The 19,044-nt window shown below is 69.6% G+C and carries 18 protein-coding genes and 1 pseudogene; 7 read left to right on the top strand and 12 right to left on the bottom strand.

Going from position 1 to position 19,044, the window contains the following annotated elements; translation table 11 throughout:
- Positions 1-23: 23 nt before the first annotated feature.
- The 9 genes from mdcH to madL form a co-directional block, all read right to left on the bottom strand.
- Complete coding sequence (gene mdcH / locus WS69_RS24590) at positions 24-962, bottom strand: malonate decarboxylase subunit epsilon (RefSeq protein ID WP_059473262.1); 939 nt, start codon at positions 960-962, stop codon at positions 24-26.
- The gene (gene mdcB, locus WS69_RS24585; RefSeq protein WP_156438379.1) at positions 959-2,056 is read right to left on the bottom strand and encodes a triphosphoribosyl-dephospho-CoA synthase MdcB; all 1,098 of its coding nucleotides are present in this window, start codon (positions 2,054-2,056) and stop codon (positions 959-961) included. Before mdcB ends, mdcH begins: the two co-directional genes overlap by 4 nt.
- Positions 2,053-2,859, bottom strand: a complete 807-nt coding sequence (gene mdcG / locus WS69_RS24580) for a malonate decarboxylase holo-[acyl-carrier-protein] synthase (RefSeq protein ID WP_059473261.1) — start codon at positions 2,857-2,859, stop codon at positions 2,053-2,055. Before mdcG ends, mdcB begins: the two co-directional genes overlap by 4 nt.
- The gene (gene mdcE / locus WS69_RS24575) at positions 2,834-3,559 is read right to left on the bottom strand and encodes a biotin-independent malonate decarboxylase subunit gamma (RefSeq protein WP_059473260.1); all 726 of its coding nucleotides are present in this window, start codon (positions 3,557-3,559) and stop codon (positions 2,834-2,836) included. Before mdcE ends, mdcG begins: the two co-directional genes overlap by 26 nt.
- A complete protein-coding gene (locus WS69_RS24570) occupies positions 3,546-4,493 on the bottom strand; it encodes a biotin-independent malonate decarboxylase subunit beta (RefSeq protein WP_059473259.1) in 948 nt (315 codons plus the stop codon). The genes mdcE and WS69_RS24570 overlap by 14 nt, the downstream gene beginning before the upstream one ends.
- The gene (mdcC, locus tag WS69_RS24565; protein ID WP_059473258.1) at positions 4,490-4,807 is read right to left on the bottom strand and encodes a malonate decarboxylase acyl carrier protein; all 318 of its coding nucleotides are present in this window, start codon (positions 4,805-4,807) and stop codon (positions 4,490-4,492) included. Before mdcC ends, WS69_RS24570 begins: the two co-directional genes overlap by 4 nt.
- Before the next feature lie 23 nt (positions 4,808-4,830).
- Entirely contained in the window at positions 4,831-6,477 is a 1,647-nt protein-coding gene (gene mdcA / locus WS69_RS24560) for a malonate decarboxylase subunit alpha (protein WP_059473257.1), read from the bottom strand.
- A gap of 418 nt (positions 6,478-6,895) precedes the next feature.
- A complete protein-coding gene (gene madM / locus WS69_RS24555; protein WP_059473256.1) occupies positions 6,896-7,663 on the bottom strand; it encodes a malonate transporter subunit MadM in 768 nt (255 codons plus the stop codon).
- Positions 7,664-7,676: 13 nt separating this feature from the next.
- A complete protein-coding gene (gene madL / locus WS69_RS24550; protein ID WP_059473255.1) occupies positions 7,677-8,072 on the bottom strand; it encodes a malonate transporter subunit MadL in 396 nt (131 codons plus the stop codon).
- Positions 8,073-8,327: 255 nt separating this feature from the next.
- Here madL and WS69_RS24545 point away from each other — a divergent pair, with 255 nt between their 5' ends.
- Both WS69_RS24545 and WS69_RS24540 read left to right on the top strand, forming a co-directional pair.
- Positions 8,328-9,188, top strand: coding sequence for a LysR family transcriptional regulator (locus WS69_RS24545; protein ID WP_197419304.1), 861 nt, complete (start codon positions 8,328-8,330; stop codon positions 9,186-9,188).
- 534 nt (positions 9,189-9,722) lie between these two features.
- Positions 9,723-9,980, top strand: a complete 258-nt coding sequence (locus tag WS69_RS24540) for a DUF4148 domain-containing protein (protein WP_059473253.1) — start codon at positions 9,723-9,725, stop codon at positions 9,978-9,980.
- 84 nt (positions 9,981-10,064) lie between these two features.
- Here the strand turns inward: WS69_RS24540 and WS69_RS24535 are convergent, their stop codons facing one another.
- Positions 10,065-10,982, bottom strand: coding sequence for a 3-hydroxyacyl-CoA dehydrogenase NAD-binding domain-containing protein (locus tag WS69_RS24535; RefSeq protein ID WP_059473252.1), 918 nt, complete (start codon positions 10,980-10,982; stop codon positions 10,065-10,067).
- Between the two features lie 585 nt (positions 10,983-11,567).
- Complete coding sequence (locus WS69_RS24530; protein ID WP_059473251.1) at positions 11,568-13,433, bottom strand: phosphoenolpyruvate carboxykinase (GTP); 1,866 nt, start codon at positions 13,431-13,433, stop codon at positions 11,568-11,570.
- A gap of 12 nt (positions 13,434-13,445) precedes the next feature.
- On the opposite strand from WS69_RS24530, the gene WS69_RS34325 reads away from it, so the two are divergent.
- The 3 genes and pseudogenes from WS69_RS34325 (at position 13,446) to WS69_RS24510 (ending at position 16,112) form a co-directional block, all read left to right on the top strand.
- Positions 13,446-13,985, top strand: coding sequence for a hypothetical protein (locus WS69_RS34325; RefSeq protein ID WP_162498963.1), 540 nt, complete (start codon positions 13,446-13,448; stop codon positions 13,983-13,985).
- Between the two features lie 209 nt (positions 13,986-14,194).
- A pseudogene (locus WS69_RS24515) lies at positions 14,195-14,715 on the top strand (nitrite/sulfite reductase); the annotation flags it as partial.
- Between the two features lie 272 nt (positions 14,716-14,987).
- The gene (locus WS69_RS24510; RefSeq protein ID WP_059473247.1) at positions 14,988-16,112 is read left to right on the top strand and encodes a DUF2242 domain-containing protein; all 1,125 of its coding nucleotides are present in this window, start codon (positions 14,988-14,990) and stop codon (positions 16,110-16,112) included.
- A gap of 83 nt (positions 16,113-16,195) precedes the next feature.
- On the opposite strand, the gene WS69_RS24505 is transcribed toward WS69_RS24510, so the two are convergent.
- A complete protein-coding gene (locus tag WS69_RS24505; RefSeq protein ID WP_059473246.1) occupies positions 16,196-16,969 on the bottom strand; it encodes an SDR family oxidoreductase in 774 nt (257 codons plus the stop codon).
- 245 nt (positions 16,970-17,214) lie between these two features.
- Between WS69_RS24505 and WS69_RS24500 the strand changes: the two genes are divergently transcribed.
- Positions 17,215-18,114: a LysR family transcriptional regulator gene (locus tag WS69_RS24500; protein WP_059473245.1), complete on the top strand. Its 900-nt coding sequence runs from the start codon at positions 17,215-17,217 to the stop codon at positions 18,112-18,114.
- Between the two features lie 234 nt (positions 18,115-18,348).
- Positions 18,349-19,032: a DUF2239 family protein gene (locus WS69_RS24495; RefSeq protein WP_059473244.1), complete on the top strand. Its 684-nt coding sequence runs from the start codon at positions 18,349-18,351 to the stop codon at positions 19,030-19,032.
- The last annotated feature ends 12 nt before the right edge of the window (positions 19,033-19,044 follow it).

The raw sequence follows: 19,044 nt of genomic DNA, 5'->3' as shown, positions 1-19,044 counted from the left end.
GCCGCGCGTGCACGCGATGCGCGCTAGACGTCGAGACCGACGCGGGAAAGCCATGTGCGCACGCCGTCCCACGAGCGGAAATCGGCCAGACTGCGCGCCGGCTGCGCGGGATACGCGGCGGCCGCCATTTCCGCGAGCGCGCGGCCCGGGCCGAGCTCGACGAACGCGCGCGCGCCCGCCTCGACGCAGCCCGCGAGGCACCCGGCCCAGTCGATCGGCTCGGCGATCTGGCGCGCGAGCTTGTCGACGCCGGCATCGACGTCGAGCACCGGCGCGCCGTCGATGCCGGACAGGAGCCGCGTGCCGGCGACGGGTGCGCGCGCAATCCGCGCGCCGGCGAGCGCGGCGCGAAACCGCGGCACCGCCGCGCCGAGCCAACGCGTATGCGACGCGACGTGGACGGCGACCAGTGCGACGCGCGCCGCGCCTCGCGAGCGCGCGTCCGCGTCGAGCGCGTCGAGCGCCGCGCGCGGCCCGGCGAGCACGTATGCGTCGCCCGGATTGACGATCGCGACCGCGGCGCCGTGCGTCGCGCACGATGCGTCGATCACGTCGCGCGACAGGCCGCGCACGAACAGCATCCCCGCATCGCCGTCGCTCGCCGCGTCCATCGCATGCGCGCGGGCCGCGACGAGATCAAGCGCGGCTCGCGCGTCGACGAGCCCCGCGACGCTCCACGCGGCGACCTCGCCGACGCTGTATCCCGCGACGCAGCGCCGGCGCGGCAGCAGCGCGTCGAGCCGCGTCATCGCGCTCACCGCCTGCAGCGTGCAGACGAGCTGCGCGGCGAAGTTCTCGCGCAACGCGTCGTCGCCGGCGTCGCGCACCCAGTCGCGCGGATCGGCGCCGAGCAGCGTGGCCGCGTGCGCGAAGAGCGGCGCGGCTTCCGGCAAGTCGGCCGTCAGCTCGAACATGCCGGCGCGCTGGCAGCCTTGACCCGAACAGAGAATCGCGATCGTCACGGCAGGCGCTCCGCTTCGAGCGCCGCGACGAACAAGCTCATCGCGAGCAAATCCGCCGCACCGCCTGGACTCAGCCGACGCGCAACGAACGCACGGTGCGCGGCGGCCGCGCGCGCGCGCCAGTCGGCTGCGCCCACTCCGCCCCGCTCGAGAAATTCGCACGCGGTCCGCTGCGCGAAACCGAGGCCGCCGCGACCGCCGCGATGCAGCAGATTCGTGTCGTCGACCGCGGCAATCAGCGCGAAGCACGCGTGCACGCGCGCCGCCTCGGCGTCGCCCGGCGCGAGCCGCGCGGCATCGCGCAGCGCCGGCACGCCGACCGCGTAGACGCTCGCGAAACCGCCCGCCGCCTCCGCGCGCGCGCCGCCGACGCCGTAGCAGCGACCCGCACGTTCACCGTGGCTGTCGGCAAGGCGCGGGCCGCCGACGATCTCGCCGCCCCAGCGCGCGGCGACGAGTGCGCCGAGCGTCGCACGGGCGTCTCGCCCGCGTCCGGCCGACGCGCGCAGGCCCGCGGCCGCGCACAGCAGACCGAGCCCGAAGATCGCGCCGCGATGCGTGTTCACGCCGTCCGTCGCCGCGAGCATCGCGCGCTCCGCGCGCAGGCCGATCTTGCGCAGCGCCGGCATGTCGGCATCGCGCGCGCCCGCTGCGGCGAGTTCGGCGAAGAATGGTTCGAGCGCCGCCGCGCTGTTGTAGAACGTCCCGGCTGTCATGTCGTCGTGACTGCCCGCGTCGACGTGGCTCACGAGGCCCGGCTTCGGCCATGTGTCGATTTCGAGGCGCAGGCAGTGCGTCGCGTAGGCGGCGATGGCATCCGCTGTCGGCGATGCTCGTCGATGCGGCTCGCGTATCGAAGGCTCGGAATGGTCCGACGCGGACAGCGCGTGCGATGGATCGGGCGCGCCCGGCTGATCCGAAGGATCCAGTGCGCTCGGCGTATTCCGCATGATCGCCACATTCGACGCATTCGACGCATTCGACGCATTCAGCAGCGTATCTACCCCGTCCGCTTCGTCAAGCGCGTACGCCGAATCGCCGCGCGTCGCTTCACGTCGGGCCGCCATCCGCGCCACGCATGCGCTCTGCTTCATCGCCACGTCTCCAGAAATGCCTCCGGCACGCACAGCTCGACGCCCGTCGCGGTTTTCATCGCGACCTCATGCTCGTCTGCATGCAGCTCGCGCCAGTTCACGCCTGCGCCGTCGGCGCGCAGCAACTCGCCGTCGATGCGCATCGGCGCGTGAGCGTCGAGCTCGGCGAGCGCCGTGAGGAACGACGCGAGCGCCTCGCGCCGCGACGGAACCGGAGACGAAAGCAACGCCGATGCCGATGCCGACACCAACGCCGAAGCCGAAGCCGAAGCCGAAGCCGTCAGCGACGATATCGGCAAAGGCAAAGGCAACGACGAAGTCGAAGTCGAAGACGAACGCGACGGCATCAGCAAAATATCGAGATCCGAGCTGCCGCTCAGATAACGCAACCCCGTCAGCGTCTGCCACGCGAGGCCGCCGAACACGCGGCAATCGACGCGATGCGCGTCCGCAAGCGCACGCAGCCCTGCGAGCGTCGGCCGCCACGCGGGCGGCGCTTCATGCTCGACGTCGGCGAGCATCGGCAGCGCGCAGACCGCGTCGATATGCTCGCGCGCGGCCGCGAACGCGACGCGCCGCTTGCCCGCCGACGGCGGCAGCGGCAACCCGAGCGGCACGCCCGCATCGCACGGCGAACGCCGCCGGACGATCAGCGGCCAGCCGCGCGCCGCCCAGTCGCGCACGAACGGCAGCGCGTCGACGCCGTGGCGCGCGCCGAGCAGCGCACGCCACGCGTCGGCGTGCACGCGCACGAGCGTGTGCCGCACGAGCGGCGTATCAGCGGCCGGCGCGCGCGAGCTCATACACGCGTTGCGCGACATCGGCCGCCACCGGCCGGCCGCCGCGCTCGTGGCCGAGCCGATCGCGCCGGTCGGCGCGATCCGTCGGCCGCGCGACGATCGCGGCCACTTGCTCGGCGAGCGAGCGCGCCGGATCGAGCACGGCGTCGACCGCGCCCGTCTTCGCGAAGTTGTCGAGCCCCGGCGCGAACACCGCGGTCGACTGCGCCTTCTCGCGCAGCACGTCGATGGGCAGCTTCGTCACGCGCGACATCGCCTGCAGATCCATCACCTCCGGCTGAGCGCCCGGCAGGGCGGCCAGCGTGCGCGTCGCGAGCGCCGTCGCGATGAACGCGCCCGCCGCCGCATGCCCGTACAGCAGCCCGATCGTCGGATGGCCGAGCGCGTGCGCGTGCAGCAGGCATTTCGCGAGATGCGCGAGGCACTCGTTCAGGCCGAGCAGTTCGTCTCGCTTGCTCATCCGCTGGCTGTCGCCGTCAACGAGCACGAGGATCGGCGTCGCGTCGCCGCGCCCGATCGTCGCGAGCACGCGGGCGGCGAGCGTGAGCGCGCCGTCGACGCCGAGCGCCGCGCCGCGCGCGACGCCGATCACGTCGACCGCGCGGCCCGCGAGCATGCCGCGCCCTTCGAGCAGACCGTCGGCATCGATCGCGACATCGTGGCCCGACGGAAACAGCGAAGCCAATACGTCATCGAGCGTCATGGCGCACCTCCGTCAGTCGGTCGGCCAACGATGCAAACGCGGCGCCATCGAGCGACGGAATCGCGTCCGCGTCGGGCGCGCCGAGCGCGCGCCACACGTCGAGCGCGTCGCCGCACTCGCCGAAGCGCGCGATGCGCTCGACGAGCCGCGCATGCTCGGCCGCAAGCGTCGCCGCGCCGAACGCCGTGCCCGCCCGCACGCGCGCGACGAGCGCGATCGCGGCGTCGCGGAACGCGTCGATCGTATCGTCGACGAAGCGCTCGGCGCCGCCGACGAGCCGACGATGCTTGCCGCCCATCGTCCGCCAGATCAGCGCGCGATCGCGCGCGTCGAACTCGTCGACGCCGCGCCGGCTCTCGATCACCTCCGGCCCGGATACGCCGATGCGCCCCTGTTCGGACACCGCGAGCGCCGAGCAGCACGCGGCGATGATCCCGCCGCCGCCGTAGCAGCCGGCGCGCCCGCCGACGAGCCCGACGACGGGCACGCCCGCCGCGCGCGCGTCGATCACCGCGCGAATGATCTCGGATACCGCGATCTCGCCCGCGTTCGCTTCCTGCAGCCGCACGCCGCCCGTGTCGAACAGGATCAGCACGGGCATCGAGCGCCGCTCGCGCGCCGCGCGCAGGAGGCCCGTCAGCTTCGCGCCGTGCACCTCGCCGAACGCGCCGCCCATGAAGCGCCCTTCCTGCGCGGCGACGAGCACGGGCTCGCCGTCGAGCGCCGCGCGGCCGACGATCATCCCGTCGTCGAACTGCTGCGGCAGGTCGAAGATCGGCAGATGCGGGCTCGTCAGCCGGTCCTGCGGGCCAATGAATTCCTCGAACGAGCCCGCGTCGACGAGGCCCGCGAGCCGCTGCCGCGCCGACGCCTCGAACCAGCTCGCGCCCGCCGGCGCGAATTCCGGATGTGCTGTCGTGGCCGCCGCATTCATCGCGCGTCTCCTTCGATCGCGCGCACCGCCTGCGCGAGCCGCAGCGACACCATGTCGGGCCGTGCGCCGCCGTCGTTGACGGACAGGCGCAGCCCGCCCGGCGAACGGCGCTCGACGAAATCGGCGACGACCGCCTGCCAGACGTCGCCGAATCCCACGGCGGCCGTTCGGATGTCGACTTCGCATTCGGTGTCGGGCAGCACGCGCTCGACGAGCACTTCGAGATTGCCCGACGCGACGACGCCGACGAGCGCCCACGCCGCATCGCCCTTCGCGCGCTCGCGCGCGGTGTGGCGGTAGTTCAACTGTTCCATTGCGAAACGCTCCTCCCCCATTCTCACCAATTGCGGAATCGCGACGGCGGCGCGTACAGGCCGTCCGACCAATGCACGAGATCCTTGATCGAGCGCGCGGCGAGCAGCCGCCGGTCGGCGTCGAGCGGATCGATGCCGAGATCTTCCGGGCGCCGGATCACGCCGCGCTCGCGCAGCCGCTCGACGAGCCTGCGGTCGCGCCCGCGGCCGATCTCCGTGTAGCCGGCCACGCCGCGGATCGCGTGCTCGCGCTCGTCGGCGTCGCGGCACAGCAGCAGGTTCGCGATCCCTTCTTCGGTCACGACGTGCGTGACGTCGTCGCCGTACACCATCACCGGCGCGAGATCGAGCGACAGCTTGTCGGCGAGCCGCAGCGCGTCGAGCTTCTCGACGAACATCGGCGCATTCCGTTCGCCGAACGTCTCGCCGATCTGGACGACGAGCTTGCGCCCGCGCCGCAGCGCCGCGGGCGTCGCCGGATCGGCCTCCTCGCCCGCCTTGATCCACGGCTCGCTCGAATGACGCCGCCCGCGCGCGTCGCTGCCCATGTTCGGCGCGCCGCCGAAGCCCGCGATCCGCTCGGCCGTGACCGTCGACGAGTGGCCCGCGAGATCGATCTGCAGTGTCGAGCCGATGAACATGTCGCACGCGTAGAGGCCCGCCGTCTGGCAGAACGCGCGGTTCGAGCGCAGCGAGCCGTCGACGCCGGTGAAGAAGATGTCGGAGCGCGCGCGAATGTAATCGTCCATCCCGACTTCGGAGCCGAAGCAATGGATCTGCTCGACCCAGCCGGATTCGATCGCGGGAATGAGCGTCGGATGCGGGTTCAGCGCCCAGTGCGTGCAGACCTTGCCCTTCAGCCCGAGCCGCTCGCCGTAGGTCGGCAGCAAGAGTTCGATCGCCGCCGTGTTGAAGCCGATCCCGTGATTGAGACGCTTCACGCCGTAGCGCGCGTAGATGCCCTTGAGCGCGAGCATCGCGGTGAGGATCTGCGTCTCGGTGATGCCGGCCGGATCGCGCGTGAAGAGCGGCTCGACGTAGAACGGCCGCCCCGCTTCGACGACGAAGTGCACACGGTCGCCCGGAATGTCGACGCGCGGCACGCGATCGACGATCTGCTCGACCTGCGCGATCACGACGCCGTCCTTGAACGCGGTCGCCTCGACGACGGTCGGCGTGTCCTCGGTGTTCGGTCCGGTGTACAGGTTGCCGTCGGCGTCCGCGCTCACCGCGGCGACGAGCGCGACGTGCGGCGTCAGGTCGATGAAGTAGCGCGCGAAGAGCTCGAGATACGTGTGCACCGCGCCGAGCTCGATCTTGCCGCCGAACAGAAGCTTCGCGATCCGCTGCGACTGCGGGCCCGAGTATGCATAGTCGAGCCGCTTCGCGACGCCGCGCTCGAACACGTCGAGATGCTCGGGCAGCACGACGCCCGACTGCACCATGTGAAGACCGTGCACCCTCGCGCTGTCGACGGCGGCGAGCGCCGCGGCGAGGAGGTCCGCCTGCTTCTGGTTGTCGCCTTCGATGCAGACGCGGTCGCCCGGTCGCAGCACCGCTTCGAGCAGCGCGGTCGCGTCGCGCGCGGCCACCCGCTTGTGCCGCGCGAGCGGCGCGGCCGCCGCGAGGCGCGCGGCGCGCGCGGCGCGGGCGTCGTTCCATCCCGTCATCGAGTCGTCTCCTGCGAAGTCTGTCCGGTGGGTTCTGCGGCATTGTAAGCCGCGCCGCCGCCGCGATTGATGAAGTTGCGCGATGCGACTCAGTGGCGCGGGCGATGGATCGGCGAGCGCGGGGGCGCATGCGCGCGGCCGCGCTTGCGCCATGCGCGGCGAACGATCCCGCGGCGTGCTTGCATCGAACGGTCGCTACGTTGCGCATGTCGTGTTTGCCGTGTTTGTCGTGTTTGCCGTGTTTGTCGTGTTTGTCGTGTTTGCCGTGTTTGTCGTGTTTGTCGTGCTTGCCGTGCGCGTCGAACGCTCACGCAACGTTCCGCGTCCGCGCTGTCTTTCGCCTTCACGCCGCGAAACCGCACGCGCCGCGAACGCGCTTGCCATTCCGCGGCATCGCCGCAAGCGATTTCGCACAGCGTCACGCGCCCACCGCCGCCTTCGTCGCGAAGAACAGCAGCGACGGCCCGAGCAGGCAGCCGACGCCCGTATGGAACGTCGCGATCAGCGCGCCGTAAGGCACGAGCCGCCGGTCGGTCGCCGCGAGCCCCGCGCTCACGCCGCTCACGGTGCCCGCGAGCCCGCCGAAGATCATCGCCGCGCGCGGCGTGCGCAGCCCCATGAAGCCCGCCGCGAACGGCGTGCCGACCATCACGATGATCGCCTTCACGAGCCCCGTCGCAATGCTGAGCGCGATCACGTCGGAGCTCGCGCCGATCGCCGCGCCCGTCACAGGCCCGACGATGTACGTGACGGCGCCCGCGCCGATCGTCGTCATGCTGACGGCGTCCGAATAGCCGAACGCGTGCGCGACGCTCGCGCCGACGACGAACGGCAGCACGGTGCCGAGCAGCAGCGACGCGACGCCGATGAGCCCCGCCTTGCGCGCCTCGGCGGGCTGCACTTCGAACGCCGTCGCGACGATCGCGAAGTCGCGCAGCATCGCGCCGCCCATCAGGCCGACGCCCGCGAAGAACGGCACGTCGGCGATCCCCTTCTCGCCGCCCGTGTACGCGCCGCCGACGTACGCGAGCGCGAGGCCGATCAGGATCGCGATCGCCGAGCCGTGCACGCGGCCGAACGTGAGCCGCTTCGACAACGCCGCCGACGCGAACATGATGCAGCCAACGAGCGCGAACGACGCGACGAGTCCGTTGTGCGCGACGATTTTTCCGAGCATGTCGATCATGGCCGCCTCCCGCTCAGTTCTCTTCGGGTTGCGGCAGCGCCGACAGCGCGGTCGCGTCGTGGCCGACGCGCGCGAGCGCCGCGATGCAGATCGCGCACACGGCGACCGCGCCCGCCGCCGACAACAGCGCGACGGGTCCGCCCTTCAACGCGGCGACGACGTTCTGATTGGCCGCCATCGCGACGACGACCGGGATGTACATCGCGCCCCAGAACGCGATGCCGGACTCGGTCTCCTTCGGCAGCCAGCCGCGCCGATGCAGGAATAGCCGCAGACCGATGAGGAGCAGCATCGCGATGCCGACCCCGCCGACGTTGGTCTTCGCGCCGATCGCGGCGCCCAACAGATCGCCGAGGAAGAGCCCGGCCAGATGGCAGAACGCGAGCAGCGCGGTTCCGTAGATGATCATGCTTGTCTCCTGATTCCTGATGATGGATCGTCGCGGCGTGGGCGCCGCGGCCCGGCGGCTCGTCGTGCGAAGCGCGTTCTCGGGCGGCGATGGCGATAGCGTGAAAGACCTGACGGCCCGCCGCGCCGGGTTGCCGTAGACTGGCGGCGGCAGGCCGTCGCCGGCGCGCCCGCGAACGGGCGGCGCGACGGCTCGGCCAGGCACATCGTAGTCCCGCCGCTTGCGGCCATTTATGAAGTTGTCGAATTCGATTCAGTGGGTTTAGCAATGCGTCCGTTACCGCCTGAACTGCTGCGCAGTTTCGTCGCCGTCGCGCAGACGGGCAGCTTCACCGCCGCGTCCGAGCGCGTGAACCTGTCGCAATCGACGGTGAGCCAGCACATCCGCCGCCTCGAAGAGCAGCTCGACCGGCCGCTCTTCGAGCGCGACACCCGCAACGTACGGCTCGCGCCGAACGGCGAGGCCCTGTTCCGCTATGCGTTGCGCATCCTCGAACTGATGGACGAGGCTGTCGCGTCGGTCTGCGGGCCGCCGTTGTCGGGCAAGGTGCGGCTCGGCTTGTCGGAGGATTTCGCGTTGACGCACCTGACGGCCGCGCTCGTGAGCTTCGTGCAGCGCAATCCGGAAGTCGAGCTCGAGATCGCGACGGGCTTGTCCGGCGATCTGTTCGTCGCGCTCGACGCCGGCCGGCACGATCTCGTGTTCGCGAAACGGATTGCGGGCAGCCGTCGCGGGCGCGTGATCCGCACCGAGCCGCTCTTCTGGTGCACGGGCCCCGATTCGCTGCTCACGGGACGCGAGCCCGTGCTGCCGCTCGCGCTGCATCCGGAACCGAGCGTGTCGCGCCGGCGCGTGCTCGACACGCTCGAAGCCATCGGACGGCCGCACCGGATCGCCGTCGCGAGCAGCAGCATCGCGGTGCTGCGCGCGGCGGCGAGCGCGGGGCTCGGCATCAGCGCGTTCGCCGGATACGTGATCCCGCACGGGCTCGCGAAGCTCGAAGCCGATCTGCCGCCGCTCGGCGATCTCGAATACGTGATCGACCGGCCCTCGAACGCGTCGCGCCCGGCGCTCGCGCTCGAGGCGACGCTCGTCGCGGCCGCGCACGAGCTCTAATGGGAAAGAGTGGGCCGCGTGTCGATTCGCCGGTCGGCCGCGCGTGAAACGACTCGACGTGTGCTGGCGATGTCGCGATCGCGTCGATGTTTCGATCGCACCGGCCGCGACAGCCTGCAAGCGAGCCAGCAAGCAGGCCGCCGACAATCAGGGAACCTAACGGCCGGAAACTCTGCAATCTGCAATCTGCAATCTGCAATCTGCAATCTGCAATCTGCAATCTGCAATCTGCAATCTGCAATCTGCAATCTGCAATCGACGTCCCGGCAGAACGATAACCGAGCCGATTGCGGACCGCTCGTTCACGCATCCGCGTCACGTGATCCGTCCCAATCGTCGGCGGCGCCGCACGTCGAATATCCGGTCCGACCCGCGTCACAAGCCGCCTGCACGGCCCTCGCACGCTGCCTGACCAAATCGTCATGATGCGGTCATCGTCCGCTCAGGCGCCCCTCTTCAGAATGCGACTCACCGGAAGACGAAGTCACGACGCACTTCGCTTCCCCCGATCCCGTCACTTTTCTGGAGCTTTCGATGAATACGCTACGCTTTCTCGTCACGGCAGCCGCCATCGCTACGTCCGTGCTGACCGCGACGTCGGCGCTCGCATCGGCGTCCGATGCGTCGCAAGGCAAGACGCGCGCACAGGTGCGCGCGGAGTTGATCCAGGCGTACCGCGACGGCGTGATCCCGGCGTCGGACGGCGACTATCCGCCGAGCCAGGCGACGATCGACGCGAACCGCACGCGCCTCGCGGCGGCCAATCCCGCGTGGGCGCGGGAACAGCAGTAAGCGCACGCCGGGCCGCCCGCGCGCGAACGCGACGCGATACGGCCCGGCGTCGCCGGCGCGCGTCCGGCCGCCGATCGGCGGCGCTCAGGGCAGGAAGCTGTCGCGCCGCACGTCGATCAATTCGACGAGCAGACGATCGCGCTCCGCGCCGAGTTCGGCCATCGAGCGCGCGCCCTGGATCTCGCGCAGCGCGTCGATCAGCTTGCGGTCGACGTCGGGCGAAAACGACGGCGCGCCGAGATCGTTCCACCACGTCGTCATCGGGCCCGACAGGTGCTCGAGAAAATGTGCGATGCCGCCTTCGCCGCCGCCGAGATGGTAGACGAGGTTCTGCCCCATCAGCCCCCAGCGCAGGCCCGGCCCCCACGACACTGCCTTGTCCGCATCCTCGACGCTCACGACGCCCTCACCGACCAAGTGATATACCTCGCGAAAGAGCGCCGCCGCAAGCCGGTTCGCGACGTGGCCCGCCATCTCCTTGTTGAGCACGATCGTCACTTTGCCGAGGCCGTCGTAGAAGCGCTTCGCTTGCGCGATCGCGTCGGCCGACGTCGCCGCGCCGCCGACCAGCTCGACGAGCGGAATCAGATGCGGCGGATTGAACGGATGCGCGACGAGACAGCGCGCCGGATGCGCGTCGCATGCGCTCTGGATGTCCGACATCCGGAGCCCCGACGAACTCGACGCGACGAGCACGTGCGCGGGCAGCAGCGCGTCGATCCGGTGATACAGGTCGCGTTTGAGGTCGAGACGCTCGGGGCCGTTCTCCTGCACGAAGTCCGCGCCGTCCAGCGCGGCGTCGAGCGTCGGTTCGAACGCGAGCCGTGAAGCGAGCGTCGCGGCGCGCTCGCCGAGAAAATTCGCGAGCGCGGCGTCGAGCCGCGTGCGGGCGTCGGGCGCAGGATCGGTGACGGCGACGTCGAAGCCCTTCGACAGATAAAACGCGGTCCAGCTCGCGCCGATCACGCCGGCGCCGACGACGGCGATCCGTTGAATCTTCATGGGCGATGTCTCCTTGGTTTTCGAATGCGCGGACGATTGTCGCATCGAACGGCGACGGCTGCGCGCGGGGCGCGGCGCGCGGGCGCAAGGGCCAACGCGCGCGCCGGGAGGAGAGCGGCGCGTGCGCGCGTGCGTGCGTCGGATCGGAGAGCGAGCATGCCGTCGCGCGGCGCTCGCGTAGGTCGATGCGTCTTCGGCTCTTCGACGCGCGGGCGGTGCGACTTCGGTGCGTCGGTTGTGCGAGCCGGCCGTCGCGCGATGGGCGCGAGCGCTGCAATTGCATAACGCCGGTTCGCAGTGTCGAACACGATGCCGCTGTCGCGCGCGGGCCATCGGCCGGCAACGACGCGCGGACGGCACTTGCGCATCACCATCTGCCGAATGCGTACAGGTCACACATGCGCTTCCGTCGAACGAAAAAAAGCCGCATGAACGCCGAAGCGTCATGCGGCTTTTCGTTCCATTCACGCGTTCGGTGCGTTCGGTGCGTTCGGTGCGTTCGGTGCGTTCGGTGCGATCGACACGTTCGTCACGCACCGCATCCGTCGCGGCTCGCGCCGAACGCAGCGTGCCCCGCCGTGTCGATCACGCTGCGAGCCGCGCCTCGATCTTCGCCTTCGTCTCGGCGAGCGCGCTCGGCAGCCGCGCGCTCAGCTTGTCGAACAGCTCCGCGTGCAGCGCGAGCTCGTCGCGCCATTCGGCCGAGTCCATCGACGTCACCTGCTCGAACTGCGCGGGCGAAAACGCAAGGCCCGCCCAATGCAGATCCTCATAGCGCGGCGTGACGCCGAACGCATGCTCGACGCCCGCGCCCTGGCCGTCGATCCGGTCGAGCATCCACTTCAGCACGCGCATGTTCTCGCCGAAGCCCGGCCACACGAAGCGACCGTCCGCATCCTTGCGGAACCAGTTCACGCAGTAGATCTTCGGCAGCGCTGCGCCCGCCGCCGCGAGCTTCCCGCCGAACGACAGCCAGTGCGCGAAGTAGTCGCTCATGTTGTAGCCGCAAAACGGCAGCATCGCGAACGGATCGCGCCGCACGACGCCCTGCTGCCCCGCCGCCGCCGCAGTCGTCTCCGAGCCCATCGTCGCCGCCATGTAGACGCCCTCGACCCAGTCGCGCGCCTCGGTGACGAGCGGCACCGTCGTCGAGCGGCGGCCGCCGAAGATGAACGCGTCGATCGGCACGCCGGCCGGGTTCTCCCAGTCGTCGTCGATCGACGGACACTGCGACGCGGGCGCCGTGAAGCGCGAGTTCGGATGCGCGGCCTTCCTGCCGGTTTCGCGGCCGATCTCGGGCGTCCACGCGTTGCCCTGCCAGTCGGTGAGCCGCGCGGGCGGCGTGTCGGTGAGCCCTTCCCACCAGACGTCGCCGTCTTCCGTCAGCGCGACGTTCGTGAAGATCACGTTCTCGGTGAGCGTCGCGAGCGCGTTCGGATTCGTCTTCGCGCCCGTGCCCGGCGCGACGCCGAAGTAGCCCGCCTCCGGATTGATCGCGTAGAGGCGTCCGTCCTTGCCCGGCTTGAGCCACGCGATGTCGTCGCCGATCGTCGTCACGCGCCAGCCTTCGAAGCCCTTCGGCGGGATCAGCATCGCGAAGTTGGTCTTGCCGCACGCGGACGGGAACGCCGCGGCGATGTGATATTTCCGGCCCTCGGGCGACGTCACGCCGAGGATCAGCATGTGCTCGGCGAGCCAGCCTTCGTCGCGGCCCATCGTCGACGCGATGCGAAGCGCAAAGCACTTCTTGCCGAGCAGCGCATTGCCGCCGTAGCCGGAGCCGAAGCTCCAGATCTCGCGGGATTCGGGGAAATGCACGATGTACTTGGTCGGATTGCACGGCCACGCGACGTCTTGCTCGTCCGCGGCGAGCGGCCGCCCGACGCTGTGCACGCACGGCACGTATTGGCCGGCTTCGCCGAGCGCGTCGAGCACGTCGCGTCCCATGCGCGTCATGATCCGCATGTTGACGACGACGTACGGGCTGTCCGACAGCTCGACGCCGATATGCGCGATCGACGAGCCGAGCGGCCCCATCGAGAACGGCACGACGTACAGCGTGCGGCCGCGCATCGCGCCTCGAAACAGGCCGTTCAGCGTCGCGCGCATTTCGGCGGGCGCGATCCAGTGATTGGTCGGGCCGGCGTCGTCGCGCTGCTCGCTGCAGATGAACGTGCGGTCCTCGACGCGCGCGACGTCGGACGGATCGGACAGCGCGAGAAACGAGTTCGGCCGCTTCGCCGGATCGAGGCGCACCATCGTGCCCTGCTCGACCATCGCGTCGCAGAGGCGGTCGTATTCCGCTTGCGAACCGTCGCACCAGACGACGCGATCCGGCTCGGCCAGTTCCGCGATCCGCGTGACCCAGTCGATCAGGCCGCGGTGCTTCACGTATTCGGGAACGTCGATCGGAATGGTGCGCGTCGCCGCGACCACGTTGCTTCGGGTCATGAAAGTGTCTCCGTGTTGTGGAACCAGAATGCTGCGCGTGCGCGGCGCGACGACGCGCGCGACGGCTGGCGTAGCGACGCTACGCGATGGCTGGGGGCGACGCCTGCGCGAACGCGCATTGCGGGCGTCACACTCAACGTTCCGACTCCCAAAATCGTGGAGCGTTCGTTTTTTTTAGGGTTGGGAACGACTGTATCGCCAAGCTTGCTCATGCACCTGCCATACGATCAAGGTGATAGGCAGCATACCATCGCGATGCGCGCCGCGGCGCTGCGCCGCAGCAAGACGCGACTGCCGCGCGCGGGCGCGCGATTCCGCCTCGACGAACGCGCGCCGGGCCGCTCGGCGAACGCAATCGGAATAATCCAGCATGCGGCGAACACGGGTTTTTACCGACGCGAGCGCGCGGTTCGGCAAGCATGTCGACGGCAGCGGCAGCGCGGTTCTGCCATGTGGAACCGCTGTGTGCGGTGGGCGGCACATGCGAGGATTCGCGATTCGGTGCGCGCAATCGCCTTCGATGCCGATGCAAGTAATCGTTTCGCCGCGTGAAGCATCACGTCGCTCGAAGATCGAGCGGTGATGCTTGCGTATTCGGAATACAGGCATCTCCACGAACGTCTACCTCGCCGACCGTGATCCCGATGCGAGCGGCAAGCGGCACAACGATCGCAATGCACGCCCCTTCCAGTCTTCAACACCGCGATAGGTTCGCTCGAGCATTCGTCGCGGTCTCATCGCGTTTGCGATGAATTCGATTCGAGCGCAACGTCGCGCAGCACAAGGATCCTGCGCTGCGGATCGTCACGCTGTCGTTCAAGCGCCGGCTCCAGGCGCCCGGCGACGCCTCGCACGAGCAGCTCGACGCGCTCGCCCACCTCGTCGAGCGCTTCTCCGCCGGCGAGGCGCGTGTCACGCACGCGCAAAACGCCGTGCAGCCGTGGGTGCACGTCGACGATCTGCATCCGCTGTGGGAAGCGCGCGCGACGCGGGCCTCGCGAGCGCGAACGTGCGCCTCCTGACCGATATGGTCGCGTGCCCCGGCGGCGACTTCTGCGCGCTCACGAGCACGCGCTCGATCCCGATCGCCAACGCGATCGCCGAGCGCTTCGACGCTCTCGACGGGCTGAACGACATCGGCGACGTCGACCTGCACATCAGCGGCTGCATCAGCTCGTGCGGACACCATCACAGCGGCCACATCGGCATTCTCGGCGTCGACAAGGACGGCGACGAGCGGTACCAGGTGACGCTCGGCGGCTCCGGTGAACCGGCGTCGCACCAAACGCGCTGCGGCGCGACCATGGCTTCGAAAGGCATACGAAAGAACGGCGCGTGCCGGTTACGATCGCGGCTTCATGCTGCCGCGCACCAAGAAAAACTATAATAGTCGGCTCGCCATGCCACATCGCGTCGGCTGACGCGGCGTGCGGAAGGCCGCGCGGATCGCCGCTGTGATTCGCTCGCGCGCCCGCGCCGATCGGCAGCGTCGAGCCCGGGCGTCATGCCCGGGCCGAGTTGCACGGCACGTGGCCGGCCCCTTTGAATTACACCATGCACAACCGATTCCGACCGTTCCTCGTCCCGTCCGCCGTTGCGATCGCGACCGTGCTGTCCGCCTGCTCGTCCGCGCCCAAGCCCTTGTATCAACAGGAACAGTTCGACGCGACCGCGAGCCCGTACGCGCGCACGTTCCACGAGAAATCGGCCTTGACGTGCGAAGCCGCGCGCCGCGCGCTGCTGAGCCAGGGCTACATGGCGAGCGCGACGCGCCCGGATGCGGTCGAAGGCAGCAAGAACTTCCAGCCGAGCAACGACTCGCACGTCGTCATCGAATTCCACGTCGTCTGCGCGGACGCCGACATCGACGGCGCGTCGAGCATCGCCTACGTGAACGCCGTGCAGGACCGCTACTCGTTGAAGAAGAGCAACACGTCGGCGAGCGTCGGTCTGAGCGTGTTCGGCTCGCTGTCGCTGCCGATCGGCTCGAGCGACGACGCAATGGTCAAGATCGCGAGCGAAACCATTCCCGCCGGCGTGTTCTACGAGCGCTTCTTCAATCTCGTCGACCACTTCCTGAAGATCGATCCGACGCGACGCGACAAGGCCGCGGTCAAGGCGGCCGAAAAGGAACGCGTCGCGCCGCTGCCGGAGCCGGCGGAGACGGCCGAAGGCGCGCCGATGAAGCTGAAAACGCCGGCCGTGCCGACACCGCCGGCGGAGCCCGTGCATCCCGCTTCCGAGGCAGCGTCGATGCCAGTTGCGGCGTCGGCTCCGGCGTCCGCGCCGACCGCGGCTTCGGCTTCGACGTCCGCGTTCGCGCCTGCCGCGGCCTCGGCTCCGGCGTCCGCGCCCGCGCCGGCATCGGCTCCCGTGCCGATGTCCGCACCGGCGCCGACATCCACGCCTGCCCCCGCGCCTACCGCGCCCCCTTCGTCGTCGATCATGCGATCGGTGACGCCCGTGGTGTCGTCGTCTCAATCGGCGAAGCCGTGGGCATCGGCGTCGCCGATCGCGCCGTCGACCAACGCGCCCGTCCCGGCGGAGTCGGCGCAGACCGAGGCCGCCACGCCGACAGCGGAAGGTGCGGGCGCGCCTGCGCCAACACCCGCCACGACGGCCCCGGTAACGACGGAAAACGCAACGCAATCCGCCGCCAACGACGTCAACGCGAACTGATCGCCCCTCCCCGTCAGCTCTCCCGCCAATCGCCACGCATGGGACGCAAGCTTCTCCGCGTACCGCGCCGTCTACTTCGCTGCTTACTTCGTCGTGTAACCGCCGTTGATCAGGATCGTCTGGCCGGTGACCCACCACCCGTCGCTGACGAGATGGCGAATGAACGGCACGACGTCCTCGATGTCGGTCAGCCCCGTCTTCGAAAACGGTGACAACGCAGCGGCCGTCTTGTGATACGCGACCGCGTCCGCGCCTTCGGCCGGATAGAAGAACGGCGTGTCCATCGGGCCCGGGCCGACCGCCGTCACGGAAATGCCGCGCGCGCCAAATTCCTTCGCCGCCGCGCGCGTGAAGTGCTCGACGGGCGCCTTCAGCCCCGCGTAGGCCGCGTAGAACGGCGTGAACGCGCCGAGCAGCGACGTCACGAGCGTGAGGATCTTGCCGTTGTCGTTGACTTGCTTGCCCGCTTCCTTCAGGAAGAAGAACGCCGACTTCGAGTTGACGGCAGCCATCTCGTCGTATTCGGCTTCGGTGATCTCGGCGAACGGCTTCTTCAGCACCTTGCCGACCGTGTTGATCGCGATGTCCGGACGGCCGACCGCGGCCACCGCATCGGCGAACAGCTTCTCGACGGCGCCCGCCGTCGTCAGGTCCGCCTGCAGCGCGACCGCCTGCGCGCCCGCCGCCTTCATCGCCGCGACGGTCGCCTCGGCATCGGCCTGCGTGCCCGGGCTGTTGTAATGGATGACGACCGCCTTCGCGCCATGCTCGGCGAGATCGCGCGCGATCAGCCCGCCGAGATTCTTCGCACCGCCCGCGACGATGACGGTTTTGCCCTTGATGCTATGGTCTGCCATGGTGGCTCTCCGTTTCCGAGGCGCGAGGCCGCCGGATGCCGCCTCGCATGCGTTCGAATGATATATTCCAGAAAATCCCTATAAAGCCATCACTTCTGACATCACCCGTCAGAGAAATCGAATAATTGTTGGTTGCCGCACGCTCGATCCCACGACGATGACCCAGTTCGCCCCCGTACCCGCGCCGCCCGCCGCGCCCGACACACATCGCGTGACGCCGCCCGCGCTTCGCCACCGAGACGCCGATGGATCGCATTGACCTCTTTCGCGTGTTCGCGCGCGTCGTCGAATGCGCGAACTTCACACGCGCGGCCGACACGCTCGGGATGCCGCGCTCGTCCGTGTCGGCGGCGATCCAGGAACTGGAGGGCCGGGTCGGCGCGCGGCTGCTCAACCGGACGACGCGCAAGGTGACGCCGACGCAGGACGGCGCCGCGCTCTACGAGCGCTGTCTGCGCGTCATCGCCGACGTCGAGGAAACCGAGAACCTGTTCCGCCATTCGACCGTCGGGCCGAGCGGCACGTTGCGCGTCGACATGCCGTGCCGCATCGGACGCCTGATCGTCGCGCCCGCGCTGCCCGCGTTTCTCGACCAATACCCGCAGATCAGCATCGACCTCGGCGTCACCGATCGCGCGGTGAATCTGATCGAGGAGCGCGTCGACTGCGTGCTGCGCGTCGGCACGCTGAGCGACTCGGGCCTCGTTGCACGCGCGATCGGCAACCTGCCGCTCATCAACGTCGCAAGCCCCGCGTATCTCGCGCGCCACGGCGTGCCGCGCACGCCCGCCGATCTCTCGCGCCATCGGCCGATCCACTACGCCTCGCCGTCGAGCGGACGCATCGCGCCGTGGGAATGGGTCGAAGGCGATGCGGTCAGACGGCTCTCGCTGCAGGGGCGCGTGACCGTCAACAACGCGGAGGCCTATATCGCGTGCTGCCTGTCGGGACTCGGGCTCATCCAGATTCCCGCGTACGACGTCGACGCGCATCTGCGCGCGGGCGAGCTCGTCGAAGTGCTGCCGGACCATCGCGCGGCGCCGATGCCGATGACGCTGCTCTATCCGCATCGGCAGCATCTGTCCCGGCGGCTTCAGGTGTTCGCGGATTGGCTGGAGACACGGCTGAAGGAGACGGTTCTGTAGAGGGCGACGCTCGCCGCGCCTGATTTCGGCAGGCATGTCGGGCGCTGCGTCGGCTGTCAGGCTGCGTGCTTGTTCGGCGGTTCGGCGGTTCGGCGGTTCGGCGGTTCGGCGGTTCGGCGGTTCGGCGGTTCGGCGGTTCGGCGGTTCGGCGGCAAATATTATCCGGGTATTATTGACACCCTATTTATATCCGGGTATAAATGCGCATTGTTCGGATTTTTCGAGGTCAATGCCATGACGAGCGCCCCTCTCCCTTCCCACATTGCCTTCGACGGCTATCGGCGGCTTGCGGCCGGCCCGCTGTCGACGGTTGCAATCGCAGTCAAGCGGGCCGTCGAAAACGACGCCGTCGGCGGCGCGGTCCTGATCTTCGACAACGCGACCGGTCGCTCGATCGACATCGACACGCGAGGCTCGGACGACGACATCGCAACCCGCTACGCGCAGACCGCGTCGGCCGAAGACGGCAACGCGCAACGCGACGGCATGGCTCGCGAGTCCGCCCCAGACTCAGCCGGCGCACCCGACGCAAATGGCGGCGCGAGCGAGCCGCGCGGCCGCGGCCGTCCGAAGCTCGGCGTCGTCGCCCGCGAAGTCACGCTGCTGCCGCGCCATTGGGAATGGCTCGCGACGCAGCCGGGCGGCGCGTCCGTCGTGCTGCGCCGCCTCGTCGACGAAGCCCGCCGCACGCACGCGCACGAGGACCGACGCCGCCGGACGCAGGAGCGCGCATACCACTTCATGTCGGCGATCGCGGGCGACATGCCCGGCTTCGAGGAGGCGACGCGCGCGCTCTTCGCGAACGACGGTGCGCGCCTGCGCGAACTGGTCGCCGCGTGGCCCGCCGACGTGCGCGACCACGCGCTCGCGCTTGCGTTCACGAACGACGACGCCGCGCCGCCGCCCGCCACGCTCTGAATCCACTCCCGA

The sequence above is a fragment of the Burkholderia sp. BDU5 genome, assembly GCF_001522845.1.
Lineage (GTDB): Bacteria > Pseudomonadota > Gammaproteobacteria > Burkholderiales > Burkholderiaceae > Burkholderia > Burkholderia mayonis.
The sequence above is the reverse complement of the archived record's forward strand: the minus strand, read 5'-3'. Positions and strand labels throughout refer to the sequence as shown.

Bases quoted from the DNA above. Each gene is read 5' to 3' on its own strand.
- mdcB (WP_156438379.1), bottom strand. From the start codon at position 2,056: ATGAAGCAGAGCGCATGCGTGGCGCGGATGGCGGCCCGACGTGAAGCG.
- mdcG (WP_059473261.1), bottom strand. From the start codon at position 2,859: ATGAGCTCGCGCGCGCCGGCCGCTGATACGCCGCTCGTGCGGCACACG.
- mdcE (WP_059473260.1), bottom strand. From the start codon at position 3,559: ATGACGCTCGATGACGTATTGGCTTCGCTGTTTCCGTCGGGCCACGAT.
- WS69_RS24570 (WP_059473259.1), bottom strand. From the start codon at position 4,493: ATGAATGCGGCGGCCACGACAGCACATCCGGAATTCGCGCCGGCGGGC.
- mdcC (WP_059473258.1), bottom strand. From the start codon at position 4,807: ATGGAACAGTTGAACTACCGCCACACCGCGCGCGAGCGCGCGAAGGGC.
- mdcA (WP_059473257.1), bottom strand. From the start codon at position 6,477: ATGACGGGATGGAACGACGCCCGCGCCGCGCGCGCCGCGCGCCTCGCG.
- madM (WP_059473256.1), bottom strand. From the start codon at position 7,663: ATGATCGACATGCTCGGAAAAATCGTCGCGCACAACGGACTCGTCGCG.
- madL (WP_059473255.1), bottom strand. From the start codon at position 8,072: ATGATCATCTACGGAACCGCGCTGCTCGCGTTCTGCCATCTGGCCGGG.
- WS69_RS24540 (WP_059473253.1), top strand. From the start codon at position 9,723: ATGAATACGCTACGCTTTCTCGTCACGGCAGCCGCCATCGCTACGTCC.
- WS69_RS24535 (WP_059473252.1), bottom strand. From the start codon at position 10,982: ATGAAGATTCAACGGATCGCCGTCGTCGGCGCCGGCGTGATCGGCGCG.
- WS69_RS24530 (WP_059473251.1), bottom strand. From the start codon at position 13,433: ATGACCCGAAGCAACGTGGTCGCGGCGACGCGCACCATTCCGATCGAC.
- WS69_RS24510 (WP_059473247.1), top strand. From the start codon at position 14,988: ATGCACAACCGATTCCGACCGTTCCTCGTCCCGTCCGCCGTTGCGATC.
- WS69_RS24505 (WP_059473246.1), bottom strand. From the start codon at position 16,969: ATGGCAGACCATAGCATCAAGGGCAAAACCGTCATCGTCGCGGGCGGT.
- WS69_RS24500 (WP_059473245.1), top strand. From the start codon at position 17,215: ATGGATCGCATTGACCTCTTTCGCGTGTTCGCGCGCGTCGTCGAATGC.
- WS69_RS24495 (WP_059473244.1), top strand. From the start codon at position 18,349: ATGACGAGCGCCCCTCTCCCTTCCCACATTGCCTTCGACGGCTATCGG.